This window comes from Methylobacterium sp. 88A (genome assembly GCF_000376345.1).
Classification (GTDB): Bacteria; Pseudomonadota; Alphaproteobacteria; order Rhizobiales; family Beijerinckiaceae; genus Methylobacterium; species Methylobacterium bullatum.
In genome coordinates this window covers 2,296,721-2,311,503 of record NZ_AQVT01000001.1, presented here as the reverse complement: position 1 = coordinate 2,311,503, position 14,783 = coordinate 2,296,721, and the positions used below count along the sequence as shown (strand labels likewise).

Genomic DNA, 14,783 nt, shown 5'->3' with positions numbered 1-14,783 from the left:
GCCGGCCATCGAGCCGGGAGCCCGGAGATCAGACCCATGCTGCCCTCACTCGTCACCACGCGGTTCCGCCTGCCGGAAGGCGCCGGAATAGCCCGGCCCGTCTCGCCGCTCTTTCTGGCGCTTCTCGCGCTGCTCATCTCGATCTGCTCGGCCAGTGCCCTGCCGGCACCGTCGAGCGGCAGCCTGGTTCTGCGTGGGCCGGATGCCGCCTCGCCGGTCGAGGCGCCGCGTCTCAGCACCGATTTCAGCGTCACCGTCAGCGGCCCGACCGCCCGCACGATGGTGACGCAGGCCTTCCGCAACACGACCGGGTCCTGGGTGGAAGGCACCTACCTCTACCCGCTGCCGGAAGATTCGGCGGTCGATACGATGAAGCTCGTGATCGGCGACAAGGTGATCGTCGCCGAGATCCGCGAACGCGCGGCGGCCAAGCGCATCTATGAGGCGGCCAAGGCGGCCGGACAGAGCGCGGCCCTGACCGAGCAGGAGCGGCCGAACGTCTTCACCAACTCCGTCGCCAATATCGGACCGGGCGAGACCGTGCTGGTGCAGATCGAGTACCAGCAGACGGTGGCCATGTCCGGGGGCACCCGCTCCCTGCGCCTGCCCCTGGTGGTGGCTCCTCGCTACAACCCGGCCCCGCCCGCAGTGGATCTCGTCTCGGCGCGCGATGAGACCGGTTCCGACCCGGTGCCCGATCGCGATCGGATCACCGCGCCCGTTCTCGACCCCTCCCTGGCCGCCCCGGTCAATCCCGTCGGTATCACGGTGCGGCTCCAGGCCGGCTTTCCGCTCGGCACGCTGAGAAGCGCCACCCATCCGCTCCATGTCGACGAGACCGGCCCGGATTCCCGGCGCGTGACCCTGGCCGACGGCGTCGTCCCCGCCGACCGCGACTTCGAACTCACCTGGGAACCCGTGCCCAGCATGGAGCCGCGCCTCGGATTGTTCCGCGAGACGGTGGCCGGCCGCACCTACCTCCTGGCCACCGTCACCCCGCCGGACGCGAACGGGGCGCCGCGCCAGCCCCGTGACGTGGTGTTCGTCATCGACAATTCGGGCTCGATGTCCGGCGCATCGATGCGGCAGGCGAAGGCCGGGCTGCTCGCCGGCCTCGCCCGGCTCACGCCGAGCGATCGGTTCACCGTCATCCGCTTCGACGACAGCATGAGCCAGCTGTTTCCGGAGCCGGTCCCGGCGAATCCCGAGAATCTGCGGGCGGCCGAGAGCTTCGTCGCTGGACTGGAAGCGAGCGGCGGCACCGAGATGCTCGCCCCGCTCCGTGCGGCCCTCGCCGACAACCATCCGGAGGATCGGAGCCGCGTCCGCCAGATCGTCTTCCTCACGGATGGCGCCATCGGCGACGAGAACCGGATCTTCGCCGCGATCCATGACGGCCTCGGCCGGAGTCGGCTGTTCATGGTCGGTATCGGCTCGGCTCCGAACGGGCACCTGATGCGTCACGCCGCCGAGATCGGCCGGGGCAGCTACACCGCGATCCACACCGTCGATCAGGTCGCCGAGCGCACCCGCAGCCTCTATGCCAAGCTGGAGAACCCCGCCGTCACCGACCTTGCCGCCACGCTGTCGAATGGCGGTGACATCACCCCGAATCCGCTGCCCGACCTCTACCGTGGCGAGCCGGTGGTGCTCGCCGCCGAGATCGCCGACCCGACGGGCACGCTGACTCTGACGGGCCGCATCGGCGAAGCGCCGTGGCGGACCAGCGTGTCCCTGGCCGACGCGGCCGAGGGGACGGGCATCTCGAAGGTCTGGGCACGCTCCAAGATCGCCGAGGCCGAAACCGCCCGCGTCACCGGGCGCGTGATGCCGAACCAGGCCGATGCCACGATCCTGCAGCTCGCCCTGGCGCACAAGCTGATGACCCGTCTGACGAGCCTCGTCGCGGTCGACGCGACCCCGCGCCGGCCGACCGGTGCTCCCCTCGTGGCGACCGAACTGCCCCTGAACCTGCCGGCGGGCTGGGACTTCGCGAAAGTCTTCGGTGAGCGCGCCGCGCAGCCGCCGCGGGAGCGCCGCGCCGCTCTCATCCCGGCCCAGGCCACGGTTCCGGCCCCGGCCCAGGCGGTCCCGCTGCCCCAGACCGGGGCGGGCACCCGGGCGCAGATCCTCTTGGGTCTCGTCCTGCTGCTCGGCGGATTGCTCACCCTTCGCCGGGTGCGGAGCGTCCGATGCGCCGCGTGACCGGGGGGAGGGTGCTCGCCACCCTCCTCATCCTCGCGGGCCTCGGCGTCCTGGTCGGAGCCGCCCGGATTCCCGCCAAGGCCGCGCTCGCGCAGGTGCTCCTCGAGCGTGCCTTCGCCCGAAGCCTCGCCGAGGGCCGCCCGGTGCGGCCCTGGCCATCGGCCGATACCGAGCCGGTGGCACGACTCACGGTGGGGGGACAGAGCTTCGTCGCCCTGCGCGGCGGCAGCGGACAGGCCCTGGCCTTCGGCCCCGGCCATCTCGACGGGACGCCGGAGGCGGGCGAGCCGGGCACCGCCATCTTCGCGGCTCATCGCGATACGCAATTCGCGGTGCTCGCAGCGGTGAAGCCGGGCGATGTCGTCTCGGTGACCCGGCGGGACGGACGCACCGTCCGTTTCCGGATCAGCGGCAGCCGGGTCGTGTCCTGGGACGCATCGGGGATCGATCCGGCCGCCCCGGGACGGAACATCGCCCTCGTGACCTGCTGGCCTCTGGATGGACTGGTGCAGGGACCGCTGCGCCTGGTCGTGGAGGCAGAGGCGGTGGACGACACGGAATGAACCACTCCTCTTACTGGGCCATGTCTTGCCAGCCTGTGCGGTTTCGTGCGGATCTCTGCGGAGACGAGCGACGAGCCGAGAGACCGTGCAAGAACCCGAGACCGAGCTGCCCGAGGGCCAGAGCCGCGCCATCGCCCAGGCCGTGCGCGAGGCGCTCGCCCGTCGCCGGATGTCCCGTCAAACGCTCGCCGATCTGGCGCGGATCAGCATTTCCACCCTGGAGAAGGCCCTGGCCGGCCGCCGCCCCTTCACGCTCGCTACCACCATCCGCCTGGAGGAAGCGCTCGGCCAGCGCCTGCGCAACGGCACCGAGCCCGTCAGCGCAGCACCGGAGACGCGGCATGCTCCCTCCGAACTCGGCTCCTATTCCCGGGAATCCGCCGCCTGGCTAGAAGGGCGCTATCTGACGCTGCGACCCTCCTTCGGCATGGCGGATGCGGTTTTCGCCTATCGCACCGAGATCGCATGGGACGCGGCGAGCGCACGCCTTGCCTTCCGCGAGGCCGAGCGAAGCGATGCGCCTTTCGCCCAGACCGGCAGCGTCGCGGTGCCGAACCAATCGGGCATGATCTATCTCGTCACCAATTGGCAGGGACAGTGTCGCCTTGCCGTGCTCTGCCGGCCGACCATCCATGGCGAGATGTTCGGGCTGCTCACGACGCTGCATGCGGGACGCGGCACGCAACTCACCCCGGCCGCGGCTCCGCTCGCTCTCATCCCCGAAGATTCGGCCGGCCCGGAACTCAGCTACGGACGCGTGACGTCCGGCATGCCGGCCTATGCCGATTACCGCCGCCAACTCGGACGGGTGTTCGAGGAGGGCTATGGGGTACTGTTCGGCTGAGCCGACTCAAATCGGACCGTGTCAAATCCGGCTACCCTCGAAGAGCCGGGGATTGTGCGACGAGACCGTGCGGGCATTGCGCCAATGCCGGTCCAGGCCGCCGATCCGGGCTCCGGCCGAACGGACGGGTGACGTCTCGGCCGACCCCGCCCGGCGCTCAGGCGCTCAGGCTTCGCATCCAGCCGAGCAGCACCGGGGCGCTGTCGTGGCCGCGATGCGCGAGCGACCGCTCCGCCAGGGCCTCACTCGGAAGGAATCCGAACCGCCTGCGAAAGGCGCGGCTGAAGGTCTTCTCGTCGGAGAAGCCCGTGGCGTAGGCGACCGACGAGATGCGCGGGCGCCCGCCCGCCGCGCCGAGGAGTTTCATGGCCCGTAGCAGGCGTCGCTCGCGGATGTGGCTGGCGACCCCATCCTCCTCCTCGAAGAGCCGGTAGAGGGTGGCCCGCGAGAGCCCGAACCGAAGGATCAACGCGTCGATCCCGAGGGATTCCGAGGCCAGTTCCTGCTCGATGTACTGGCAGATGGCGACCTTGTTGAGCCGGTCGAGGGCCGGCGCCTGGTTCGCGTCGGGCTGGAAGCAGGCGGCGCAGAGATCGGCCGCCGCGCTCGACAGGTAGCGCAGCTGGTGCGCCTCGGTGGAGGCGGCACTGGCCACGAGGCCGGACAGGTAGGTGTAGGACAGGTTCCGCACGGGAGCCGAGCGGTAATCGAGGGGTTTCCCGTGCAGGCTCTCGATGGTGGCGATCTGGTCGCCGAGGAGCTTGCGCGGCAGCATCACGGTGGTGGCGGAGACCGGCCCGGCTTCGCTGACGATCGGCTGCGTGAGGTCGAAGACCACGAGCTGGGAGGCGTTGATCTCCACAGAGCGTCGGGCGGCGCCCACCCGGCTTTGGCCGGCGGTATAGAACTGGATCAGGATGTGGTCGACGCCCTGCCGGGCGATGGTCCGGGCCGAGCGCTTCAGGCGCTGGGCCGGCGCGGTCACTGAACCGACCAGGGCTTCCCCGAAATGATACGTGGTCAGGGAGATCGGGGAGGCCAGGTCGGCATCCGGCGCGAGCTCGGCCTCGAAGACCGGCGCGAGATGATTGCACCAGGACTGAGCCAGCAGAGCCGGATCGGTGGGAGCGATGAAACGGTCGCAGAGAATGTCCGTCACGGATCAGTGGCCTTCAATGCAACGCAGACCCATGGACGGCACCAAGAAGTACCGATTCAGAGATAATCGAGAATACCCATCCCAATGCGAACAAATGATCGAGATCATCATCGATCAACATGCGACATGTCATCGATCATGACGACCAGCCCTGTTAAGACGCTCAAAGCTTTGACTACTTAAGCGTTGATGCGCAGATTAATTAGCGCACACTATCGATTTAATAATTGATTAATCAACGATTTTTTGAATCAAACCGAGTTATTTCTGCGACGATTAATCATCATCGGCCGATGGAGTTGCGGTCTCCCGCCACGCTCATCTGAATTGGACCGGCGGCCAAGGCAAGCGGCACGCCCCGCCGGAGGGCTCGACTATGAGACGAAAACGACTATGTTTGAGACATCAAGTAACTTAAAAGCATTTTGAGACAAAACATCACTTAGATGAGACGAAACGCCCCTCAACACAAGCACAGTCGAGATCCGGATTAAGGTCTCGATAAGTGGATCGACCCCTGTCTGGGGCGTCGCCAACAGGGCGATGTCTCGATCAACAGGATCCACTCGATGTCCGGCAGCATCACCCTCACATCCGCAACGCGCCAGAACCTGCTTTCGCTCCAGGACACGGCAAACCTGCTCTCGACCACCCAGAACCGGCTCTCCACCGGCAAGAAGGTGAACTCGGCGCTGGACAACCCCACGAACTTCTTCACGGCGCAGAGCCTGTCGGCGCGCTCCAGCGACATCAGCTCGCTGCTCGACGGCATCTCCAACGGCGTCCAGGCGATCCAGGCGGCGAGCCAGGGCATCACCTCGATCACCAAACTCCTCGAGACCGCCAAGTCCACGGCCAGTCAGGCGCTCGCCGACAAGACCGGCGGCAGCAGCGGCATCAGCGGCGGCGCGAAAGAGCAGGCCGCCAAGGTGACGGCCACCTCGACCCTGGCCTCCCTCGGCACCACCGGCGCCACCGGCGAGACCACGTTCGACTTCTCCGGCCCGACCAAGGACGCCTCCCTCGAGATCACCTTGGGCGGCAACAAGTCGACCATCCGCATCGACTCGGCGACCCTGGCCTCGTCCGGCACCGACCTCTCCAAGGTCACGTCGGACCAGCTCCTCACCGCCATCAACGGCCAGATCGCCAACAACAGCGCGCTGGCCGGCAAGGTCTCGGCCGGCACCAGCCCCGACGGCCGCATCACCTTCTCGACCACGACGACGGGCGCGTCGGCCAGCCTGACCGTGGCGGGCTCGGCCAATTCCACCATCGATATCGGCTACGGCAAGTCCACCACCACGCCGACCTCCGCCACCGTCACCGCCAATGCCGCCCTGGCCGTCGCCACGGATTTCTCCACCGGCAGCGCCTCCCTGGTGGTGAGCGACGGCAACACCTCGGTCCAGGTCAAGCTCGACAAGAACTCGGCCACCGACGAGCTCGGCGGCACCCTCGGCGCCTCGGCCTCGCGGACCGATGTGGCGAAGGCCATCAACAAGCAGCTCAAGGATAGCGGCTCCACCGCCACGGTCGAACTGTCCAGCACCAACAGCCTCGTGTTCAAGTCGGCCGATGTCGGCCCCGACGCGCAGATCTCGGTGATCGGCGGCATCGACACCACGGGCGGCAACGGCGCGGCCGGCATCGGCTTCAGCACCTTCACCGCGAGCACGCCGGCCGCGGGCAATCCCGCGGCGGCGGATTCCACGACGACGGTAGTCGGAGTCCCGAACGGTGCCGCGGCAGCGGCAAGTACAGGTACCGGTACGGTCGGCGGACGGACGAACTTCACCGTCTCGCCCCCGGCTAAGGCGGACGTCAGCAACACGCAGACCACAAGCTTCACGGTCGCCGGTCACAAAATCACGCTGAACGCTGACAGCCTCCTCGCCAATGGTACCAAATTCGGTGACTCGACGCAGACAGCCACAAATTATGCCGACGCTCTCAATGTACAACTGAATGGTTTTGCTGCCGGTGTCACGGCCTCGATAAACAGCGGCGTTCTCACCTTCGAGACGAACGATAAAACAGCGACAACGGCGGCTCCGGTTGTTGTGACATCGGGTGCCGGCCTGACCGATCAACTCGGCCTGTTCGGCAAGCCGGCCACGACTAAGCTCGCCACTACCCTCGGCGACAACATCAACCTCGAAGGCAAGAGCGCAAGCTTCACGGTCGGCGGCACGACCGTGACGCTCGACTCCACGAAGACCGACAATTCCGGTCAAGCCATCGGCAATAACCCGAACCAGAAAGCTGCCGTCGAGGCGATCAACAAGCAGCTGACCGGCGGCTACTCGGCCTACATCGGCACCGACGACAAGCTGACCATCGTCGGTCCCAACAGTGCGACCGCCGCGCCGGTCGTCACCGCTGCCTCCGACACGATCGGCCTCGGCCTCGGCACCGCCAACACGCTGACGGCCACCAATGCCGCGACCACGCCGGCCGCGAGCACGGCCGCCCGGGTGACGGCGGCGGGCACCGGCGCGATCTCGATGACCGCCGGCAACGTCAGCACCTTCACGGTCAACACCGGACCCGGCACGCCTTCGGCCAACATCGAGATCCAGAGCACGACCAACGACCGGGCGGGGAACGATATCGGCACCACACCGACGAACGCCAAGATCGCCGAGGCGATCCAGGCCCAGCTCGACGCCGCTGGCGTGCTCGCCACCGCATCGTTCAACACGGCCGGCAAGCTCGAAATCGCGTCCAATGCGGTGGGTGCCGGTTCGGCCGTCACCGTGACCGCGACGACGGATGGGGCAAACCTGGGCTTCGGCACCACTGCGGCGCCGACGCAGACGCCCACCACCGGACAGACCGCGGGCGCGATCGATCTCTCCGGCGGCAAGTCGAGCGCCTTCACCATCGGTGACGGCACCAGCACCTCCCCCAAAGCCGTCACGGTCTCGTCGACCAGCCTCGACAAGGATGGCAACGCCATCGGCGAATCGGCCACTCAGGCCAAGGTCGCCGAAGCCATCCAGGTCCAGCTCGACCAGGGCGGCATCAAGGCCACCGTCTCCTTCGTGGGCGACAAGCTCCAGGTGAAGTCGAACGCCGTCGGCACCGGCGCCGCCGCCCCGACCCTGACCGCGACCCGCGACACCGCCGGCCTCGGCCTCGGCACCACCACCACGGCCAGCAGCACCCCCGCCGCGGGCGGAGGCACCGCCGCCGCCGGCGTCACCGCCTCCGGCACCGAGGCGACGGACGGCTCGTCCAAGGCCTCCATCGTCGGCACCGAGCAGACCGTGACCAAGGATTTCAGCGGCACGAAGGACGCGTCCTTCACCCTGAAGCTCGGCACCGGCCCGCTCAAGCTGATCACGCTCAACAACACCAACCTCGGCACGTCGGCCGCCACCAGCCAGACCGCCATCGCCAAGGCCATCAACGACCAGATCAACGCCGATACCGGTCTCGCCGGTAAGGTCGAGGCGAGCTACGTCAACAGCAAGCTCGTCATCTCGACGAAGTCCTCCGGCTCCGACCAGAAGCTGACCATCCAGGCGGCCCAGGTCACGACCGGTGGTTCGGCCGGTGTCGATATCGGCTTCGGCGTCTCCGGATCGGGTGCCACCTCCCAGACGGCGTCGGGCACCGATGTGGGCGGCAGCAAGGGCACCAGTTCGGTGCGCTCGGCCCTGGCGCAGCAGTTCAACCTGATCCTCGAGAAGATCACCCAGCAGGCCCAGGATTCCGGTTATAACGGCGTCAACCTGCTGTTCCGCAACAGCAACAGCGCCGCCGACAACACCCTGCACATCGCCTTCAACGAGAAGAACACCTCGGCGCTCGACATCAAGGGCGTGAAGTTCGATGCCGCCGGCCTCGGCCTCGACGCCGTCGAGGGCGGGTTCCAGTCGGACACCGACATCAACGCCGCCATCGAGCAGCTGTCCAACGCCACCACCCAGCTGCGGACCCAGTCCTCGACCTTCGGCGCCAACCTGTCGATCGTGCAGAACCGTCAGGACTTCTCGAAGAACCTGATCAACATCCTCGACACCGGCGCCGCCAACCTCGTGAACGCGGACCTCAACGAGGAAGCCGCCAACTCGCAGGCCCTGTCGACCCGCAACTCGATCGCCACCTCGGCGCTCTCGCTCGCCAACCAGGCGCAGCAGGGCATCCTCCAGCTCCTCCGCTAAGGGCGCGCCAACACGCGGGGACCGGCCGTCGGGGCCGGCCCCCGCGCTATCCGACGATCGATTCAGGCCCGTTTCCAGAAGGGATTCACCACCATGGCCCTGCGCCTCGACCTCAAGCCCTACGAGGGCTTCCTCATCAACGGCGCGCTCATCCGCAACGGATCGCGGCGCTCCGACTTCCTCATCGAGACCCACTGCAAATTCCTGCGCGAATCCGAGGTCATCAAGGAGAGCGAGGCCGACACGCCCGCGAAGATGCTCTGCGTCACCCTGCAGATGCTCTACCTCGCCGACGACCCGGCCGAGGCCGAGGACCTCTTCACCCGCCAGGCCACAGAGATCATGAGGGCGAGCCCGGCGCTCGCCCCCCACCTTCTCGCGATCCACGATGCGATCGCGGACCGCCGCTACCATGGGGCGATCAAGCTGGGCCGCGCCCTCGTGACCGCCGAGCGAAGCTTCGCCGAGGCCGCGTGATCGACCAGGGCGCTCGTTCTCTCACGAGCGCGGCTTTGGAAGGCGTCGATGGGCAAGGATCGTGGGCCGGCGTCTCGGCTCGATGAGACCGAGGGGACCCGGCGGCCCCAGAAGCAGCTCGTGCGGCGCCGGTCCTGCTTCGCGGGGTATCGCGACCTTCCACAATGCGTCGTCGCCCCTGTCCGTCGACGGGTGCCGATCGGTCGCCCTGTGCTCGGGAAGAATCCACAGGATGCCGAAGGCGACGAGGGACGCGATACCGATCAGGGTCGCATTCCAGTTTGGAGCTTCCTGGATCATCAGCACGACGAGGCCGCCTACGGCAACGGCCGCAGCGTACGCCCTATTCGTGTGCCGGTCCCAGGTCATCCCTCATGTGCTCCGGCATACATCGCCATCGGGTGAAGGCATTCCGTCAAATTTTTGCTGTCGCCGATTTGATCGATAACTTAGATCTATGATTCGAATACGTAATCCGGTTTTCGAAGAACAAGGCGGCATCGACACATAACGCCCCTGCTTCTGATCTTCGCCACGGACGTCTTGATCCAAACGAGGGGGCGCCCCGGACAGTTCCAGCCGTCATCGCCCTGTCGACGGGACCGCGCGGCGGGGCGATCCCGCCATGCCGTGAGTACGCCGCTTACCGGCCGGGCCGAAGAAAGCGCGTGCGTTCGACGAAGGAAGTTTGCATACGACGCCGATGGGCAGGCTCGCGCGTTGCTACTTCACGGCCCCTCGGCCGGACCGCTCCATGGAGTCCGTGATGGGCATCTTTCAGAACCTTCTCGAACACGTCACCGCCTATGTCGGTGACAAGACGCTCATGCAGGCGGCCGTGTCGGCGGCCTCGAACGTGATCGTGGCCGACAGCGAAGTGGACGAGGGGGAGGTCGAGGTCGCCCTCGCGGCCATGCGCGCCAATCCGATCATCGAGAAGGGCTACGACACGCTGATGCTGGAGGCGGAGCTGTTCGACGGCATCGCGCGGGCTCGAACCCGCGTCGGACGGGCGGACAATCTGAGCCGCGTGGCCGCCATCGCGGACCGATCCCTCGAACAGCGGAACGGGGTGTTTCTGATCGCCGCCGATGCCGCCGACCATGAGGGAATCAGCGACGTCGAGCATCAAGCCCTCGAGGAGATCGCCGAAGCGCTGTCCGTCGACAAGGAGACACTACTCCGGCTGGCTCCCGTGAGGCCGTCCAATCCGTCGTGACCCGGCCGATGCGCCGCGTCCGTCGGTCGCTCCGGCGCGATGCGACGGCTCCCCATCGCTCTCGCGTCGGTCGAGTGTGCTTCCGGGGCGACACCAAATGGTTAAAATCATATTAACCATTCATGACGACCCCACGTTAGAGATCCTTCGACTATAGAGCCGGCATTCAACCCCTGCCGGTCATCGCCATGATCCTCGCTTCCCGCAACATCGTCAACGAACACCGTGAAATCGCGGCCATCGCGATCACTTATGGAATCTTCCTGAGCGGGATCATGCTCCTCACCTGGACGATGGCCTGACGCAGCCTGCCGAGCGGCCCGAGGCCCGGTCCGGCCGCCCGTGCGGCGTTGACGGACGGCATCGCAATCCTCTGCGGCTGACGGCAACGGGCTGAGCATCCCCTGGACGGGGATGGCCGGACGATGTCGGGCGAGATGGCGGGCCGAATGCCTGTCTCCGGCAAGGAACCGTTGCGTCTTCAAAGATGTTCGTCCATCCAAATCGGAGGACATGAATGTCTGACAGTGCCTTAGCTTCGGTCGTCGTCCCTTCTCTCCGGGCCGCCCGCTCGGCCAGGGAACGGCTGGCTCGCGCCGGATTCGCCCGCAACAGCATCGATATCGAACGCCACGATGACGCGTTCGAAGTCTCCATCAGCACGAAGGCGGAGAATCTGGATCGCGCTCAGAACATCCTTCTGGGCAACCCCGTCGTCGATGACCTTCGTGATGCCGGCTCGCGCGCACTTGGCGCCTTCCACGACAATCGGCCCCTCGCGCTGGGCCTCGCGGCCCTGGCAGGCTTTGCCATCTTCCATGTTTCGAAGAAGCGGTGAAGCCGGCCAGCGAGCGAGAGGGATAGTCCTGCAACCACGGGGTAGCGGCCGCTTGCCGTTTTGCTCCGGCCCGCGACGACGCTTAGACTGCCATCCATGAGCCATGAACCGATCCGCCGGTTTGTCATCGCGTGCCGCTTCGGCGTGGCGATGCTCGGCGGATTGTCTCCGATGACGGCTCCTGTTTTCGCTCAATCCCCGTCGTCGCCAGCCGCCGTGAACAACTGGGCAGACCTTCGCGCGACGCTCGCCTCCTGCTGGTCTGTCCCTCCGAATACCAGTGGATCACAGATCGCGTTTCTGTTCGGCATCAGCAAGAACGGTGAGTTGCGCGGTGCGCCTCTCGTCACGGCACGCCGCCTCGAAGGTGATCAGGAAGCCCGGAAACACTATGAGGAGTCCGCAAGGGACGCCGTGTCCCGATGCTTTCCCATCCCGGTGACCCCGTCCTTCGGCGCCATCCTGGGCGAGAGCCCCATCCGCCTGCGCTTCGTCAATACGCCGCCGACGGCCGCCTATCAGATCAACGGCAACATCACGATCTTCGCGCCGCCCTGATCGGCCGTGATCGCATGGGACGTCCGGGGCTGCCGACTTGGCGCCGTTCCGTCCGGCCTGGATGATCGGGCAGGGGCGTCAGCGCCGAGTCGACGCAAAAAAGGGCCGCCTCGCGGCGACCCCTTCCTTGCCGGATCCAGTCTCGGCCAAATCCAGTCCCGGCTCAGTAGCCGTAATAACCACCGTAGCCGTAACCATAGGCCGGCGCGGGGGCGTAACCGCCGTAATAGCCGACGGGGCGGCCATAACCGTAACCGTCATAGCCACCATTGTAGGCGCCGGCCGCGATGGCTCCGGCAGCCAGACCGGCGACGCCGAGACCGATGACGGCGCCCGGACCGATGCCGCGACGGCCATATCCGTAACCCCGGCCGTAACCACCGCTGTAACGGCCATAGCCGCCGCGATGACCGTATCCACCGTGGCCGCCGAAGCCACCATGACCGTATCCGCCGCCATGACCCCAGCCACGGGCTTCCGCAGGGGCTGCCGCCAGGAGGGCACCGAGGCTGACGGCCGCGGCCGATAGAAGTGCGAGCTTGCGCATTCGAAATGTCCTGTTGTGAGATATGTTCATCAACGGACCGGGCGCCGGGCCGTTCCCATCGTCCCCTGGGTGCTGGCGACGCAGGCCTATGAGCGGCTTACGAGATCACGGGGATCGGCTGTTCCGTTTCATCTGCATTCCCGAGGAGAACGTCCATGAAAGTCGTCGCGGATCTGTGCATCGTGCCCATGGGCGTCGGCCCCTCGGTCTCCTCCTACGTGAAGGAGATCAAGACCATCCTCGAGGCCAGCCACCTCAACGCCGAGATGCATGCCAACGGCACGAATATCGAGGGCGAGCTTGCCGACATCTGCCGGCTCATCGAACTCTGCGAGGAGAAGCTGAGCCAGCTCGGCGTTCAGCGGGTCTTCTTCACCATGGCCTTCTCGTCACGGCGGGACAAGGAGCAGTCCATGGCCGACAAGCTGACGGCCGTTTCCTGATCCGTTGGCACCTCGGCGGCGCAGCGGCGTTGATCCTGCCCGATCCCCGATGAGGACCGAGCCCGCATGCATCCGTCCCGACGTGCGTTCCTGGCCGGCGCTGGCCTCGCTCCCCTGATGGTGCCGCTGCTGCAGCGCGCCGCGTCCCCGGCCCATGCGGAGGAGGGCGGTCTGATCCGCCGGGCCATCCCGTCCTCCGGCGAGATGCTCCCCGCCATGGGGATCGGCACCTCGCGCCGCTACGAGGTCGAACCGGTCCCCGAAAAAATCGCGCCCTTGCGCGAGGCGGTGCAGCGGTTCGTGGCGCTCGGCGGGTCGGTCATCGACACGGCGCCGAGCTACGGCACGGCCGAGGACGTCCTCGGCCAGATCCTGTCCCAGGACGGTCTGCGCGAGAAGGTGTTCCTCTGCAGCAAGGTCGGGACACCGGGCCGCGAGGCCGGCGCGGCCGAGATCGCGCGCTCCTTCCGCCGCATGGCCACCGACAGGATCGATCTCGTCGCGGTCCACAACCTCAGCGACACGGCAACGAACCTCGCCACGTTGCGGGATCTGAAGGCCGAAAAGAAGATCCGCTACACCGGTGTCACGGTCTGGCGCGACAGCCAGTTCGCCGATCTCGAGGCGGTGATGCGGCGCGAGACGATGGATTTCATCCAGGTCAATTACGCCCTCGACGACCGCCGCGCCGCCGAGCGCATCCTGCCGCTCGCGAAAGAGCGCGGCATGGCCGTGATGGTGAACGTGCCCTTCGGGCGCGACCGCCTGTTCAAGGCCGTTCAGGGACGCGACCTGCCGCCCTGGACGGCCGAGTTCGACTGCGCGAGCTGGCCGCAATTCTTCCTGAAATACGTCCTCTCCCACGAGGCCGTCACCTGCCCGATCCCCGGCATGGCCAAGGCGGCCTATGTCGAGGACAATCTCGGCGCGGCACGCGGCCGTTTGCCCGATGCCGCCCAGCGAACCCGAATGGAGGCCTATGTCGACGCGCTCTGATTTCTTCAACCGCCGTGCCGTCATCATGCTGGCCGGTGGGCTCATCGCCGCTTCGGGCCTGCTGGCATCACCCTGTCCCGCCTCGGCCCAGGCCGCACCGCAGCCGGTCCGCATCGGTATCGTCGGGGCCGGCAATATCGGCGGCACCATCGGCGGCCTCTGGGCGAAGGCCGGGCACGAGGTGATGCTGTCGTCCCGTCACCCCGAGGAGCTGAAGGACCTCGTCGAGGCGCTCGGGCCGAAGGCGAGGGCGGGCAGCCCGGCCGAGGCCATCGCCTTCGGCGACGTCGTGCTCATCGCGGTGCCCTACAAGGCTTATCCGCAGCTGGCGCAGGACCATGGAGCCTCGCTCAAGGGCAAGGTGGTGATCGATGCCGGCAACGCGACCCAGGCCCGTGACGGAGAGGTCTATGGTGAGGTCCAGGCCAACGGCATCGCGGCGGTTTCGGCCAAATATCTGAACGGGGCGAAGGTCGTCCGGGCCTTCAACGCGGCCAATTACAAGGTCTTCGCCAAGAACGCCCATCGCCAAGGCGGACGCATGGCGATCCCCATCGCCGGCGACGATCCCGCGGCGCTCGCGATCGCTTCCCAACTCGTCAAGGATGCGGGCTTCGATCCGGTGGAGGTCGGGCAGCTCGCCAAGGCGGACAGCTTCGCCATGGGTTCCCCCGGCTTCGGCCTCGACCTGAATGCGGAGGAATCGCGGGTACGACTCGGGGTCACCCGTTGAGCGACGGGCCAGGGCCGGCGAAGCCGCTG

13 protein-coding genes are annotated in these 14,783 nt (G+C 66.9%); 11 read left to right on the top strand and 2 right to left on the bottom strand.

Features of this window, described 5'->3' with window-relative positions:
* Nucleotides 1-36 precede the first annotated feature (36 nt).
* The 3 genes from A3OM_RS0111055 to A3OM_RS0111045 all read left to right on the top strand — a co-directional run bounded on the left by A3OM_RS0111055 (nucleotide 37) and on the right by A3OM_RS0111045 (nucleotide 3,612).
* Nucleotides 37-2,205 carry a marine proteobacterial sortase target protein gene (locus tag A3OM_RS0111055; RefSeq protein WP_018043824.1) on the top strand — a complete coding sequence of 723 codons (2,169 nt, stop codon included), beginning with the start codon at nucleotides 37-39 and terminating at the stop codon, nucleotides 2,203-2,205.
* Nucleotides 2,193-2,768: a class GN sortase gene (locus tag A3OM_RS0111050; protein ID WP_018043823.1), complete on the top strand. Its 576-nt coding sequence runs from the start codon at nucleotides 2,193-2,195 to the stop codon at nucleotides 2,766-2,768. Before A3OM_RS0111055 ends, A3OM_RS0111050 begins: the two co-directional genes overlap by 13 nt.
* Before the next feature lie 85 nt (nucleotides 2,769-2,853).
* Nucleotides 2,854-3,612 (top strand): helix-turn-helix transcriptional regulator, encoded by a 759-nt coding sequence (locus A3OM_RS0111045; RefSeq protein ID WP_018043822.1) that lies wholly within the window; start codon nucleotides 2,854-2,856, stop codon nucleotides 3,610-3,612.
* 157 nt (nucleotides 3,613-3,769) lie between these two features.
* Here the strand turns inward: A3OM_RS0111045 and A3OM_RS23830 are convergent, their stop codons facing one another.
* Nucleotides 3,770-4,771: a helix-turn-helix domain-containing protein gene (locus A3OM_RS23830; protein ID WP_018043821.1), complete on the bottom strand. Its 1,002-nt coding sequence runs from the start codon at nucleotides 4,769-4,771 to the stop codon at nucleotides 3,770-3,772.
* A 569-nt stretch (nucleotides 4,772-5,340) separates the two neighbouring features.
* On the opposite strand from A3OM_RS23830, the gene A3OM_RS0111035 reads away from it, so the two are divergent.
* From A3OM_RS0111035 to A3OM_RS0111005, 5 genes are all read left to right on the top strand, one after another.
* A complete protein-coding gene (locus A3OM_RS0111035) occupies nucleotides 5,341-8,943 on the top strand; it encodes a flagellin (RefSeq protein ID WP_018043820.1) in 3,603 nt (1,200 codons plus the stop codon).
* A gap of 93 nt (nucleotides 8,944-9,036) precedes the next feature.
* The gene (locus tag A3OM_RS0111030) at nucleotides 9,037-9,420 is read left to right on the top strand and encodes a flagellar biosynthesis repressor FlbT (protein ID WP_018043819.1); all 384 of its coding nucleotides are present in this window, start codon (nucleotides 9,037-9,039) and stop codon (nucleotides 9,418-9,420) included.
* A gap of 766 nt (nucleotides 9,421-10,186) precedes the next feature.
* Complete coding sequence (locus A3OM_RS0111020) at nucleotides 10,187-10,639, top strand: tellurite resistance TerB family protein (RefSeq protein ID WP_026175937.1); 453 nt, start codon at nucleotides 10,187-10,189, stop codon at nucleotides 10,637-10,639.
* Nucleotides 10,640-11,156: 517 nt separating this feature from the next.
* Nucleotides 11,157-11,477, top strand: a complete 321-nt coding sequence (locus A3OM_RS0111010; RefSeq protein WP_018043815.1) for a hypothetical protein — start codon at nucleotides 11,157-11,159, stop codon at nucleotides 11,475-11,477.
* Between the two features lie 150 nt (nucleotides 11,478-11,627).
* Nucleotides 11,628-12,035, top strand: coding sequence for a hypothetical protein (locus tag A3OM_RS0111005; protein ID WP_043764636.1), 408 nt, complete (start codon nucleotides 11,628-11,630; stop codon nucleotides 12,033-12,035).
* Between the two features lie 163 nt (nucleotides 12,036-12,198).
* Here A3OM_RS0111005 and A3OM_RS0111000 read toward each other — a convergent pair whose 3' ends face one another.
* Nucleotides 12,199-12,582 (bottom strand): hypothetical protein, encoded by a 384-nt coding sequence (locus A3OM_RS0111000; protein WP_018043813.1) that lies wholly within the window; start codon nucleotides 12,580-12,582, stop codon nucleotides 12,199-12,201.
* Nucleotides 12,583-12,737: 155 nt separating this feature from the next.
* Between A3OM_RS0111000 and A3OM_RS0110995 the strand changes: the two genes are divergently transcribed.
* The 3 genes from A3OM_RS0110995 (at nucleotide 12,738) to A3OM_RS0110985 (ending at nucleotide 14,754) form a co-directional block, all read left to right on the top strand.
* The gene (locus A3OM_RS0110995; protein ID WP_018043812.1) at nucleotides 12,738-13,025 is read left to right on the top strand and encodes an MTH1187 family thiamine-binding protein; all 288 of its coding nucleotides are present in this window, start codon (nucleotides 12,738-12,740) and stop codon (nucleotides 13,023-13,025) included.
* Nucleotides 13,026-13,091: 66 nt separating this feature from the next.
* On the top strand, nucleotides 13,092-14,021 hold the full coding sequence (locus tag A3OM_RS0110990; protein WP_018043811.1) for an aldo/keto reductase: 930 nt from the start codon (nucleotides 13,092-13,094) through the stop codon (nucleotides 14,019-14,021).
* A gap of 25 nt (nucleotides 14,022-14,046) precedes the next feature.
* Complete coding sequence (locus tag A3OM_RS0110985) at nucleotides 14,047-14,754, top strand: NADPH-dependent F420 reductase (protein WP_051074399.1); 708 nt, start codon at nucleotides 14,047-14,049, stop codon at nucleotides 14,752-14,754.
* Nucleotides 14,755-14,783: the final 29 nt, after the last annotated feature.

Bases quoted from the DNA above. Each gene is read 5' to 3' on its own strand.
- A3OM_RS0111005 (WP_043764636.1), top strand. From the start codon at position 11,628: ATGCTCGGCGGATTGTCTCCGATGACGGCTCCTGTTTTCGCTCAATCC.
- A3OM_RS0110990 (WP_018043811.1), top strand. From the start codon at position 13,092: ATGCATCCGTCCCGACGTGCGTTCCTGGCCGGCGCTGGCCTCGCTCCC.
- A3OM_RS0110985 (WP_051074399.1), top strand. From the start codon at position 14,047: ATGCTGGCCGGTGGGCTCATCGCCGCTTCGGGCCTGCTGGCATCACCC.
- A3OM_RS0111020 (WP_026175937.1), top strand. From the start codon at position 10,187: ATGGGCATCTTTCAGAACCTTCTCGAACACGTCACCGCCTATGTCGGT.
- A3OM_RS0111000 (WP_018043813.1), bottom strand. From the start codon at position 12,582: ATGCGCAAGCTCGCACTTCTATCGGCCGCGGCCGTCAGCCTCGGTGCC.
- A3OM_RS0110995 (WP_018043812.1), top strand. From the start codon at position 12,738: ATGAAAGTCGTCGCGGATCTGTGCATCGTGCCCATGGGCGTCGGCCCC.
- A3OM_RS0111050 (WP_018043823.1), top strand. From the start codon at position 2,193: ATGCGCCGCGTGACCGGGGGGAGGGTGCTCGCCACCCTCCTCATCCTC.
- A3OM_RS0111035 (WP_018043820.1), top strand. From the start codon at position 5,341: ATGTCCGGCAGCATCACCCTCACATCCGCAACGCGCCAGAACCTGCTT.
- A3OM_RS0111030 (WP_018043819.1), top strand. From the start codon at position 9,037: ATGGCCCTGCGCCTCGACCTCAAGCCCTACGAGGGCTTCCTCATCAAC.
- A3OM_RS0111055 (WP_018043824.1), top strand. From the start codon at position 37: ATGCTGCCCTCACTCGTCACCACGCGGTTCCGCCTGCCGGAAGGCGCC.
- A3OM_RS0111010 (WP_018043815.1), top strand. From the start codon at position 11,157: ATGTCTGACAGTGCCTTAGCTTCGGTCGTCGTCCCTTCTCTCCGGGCC.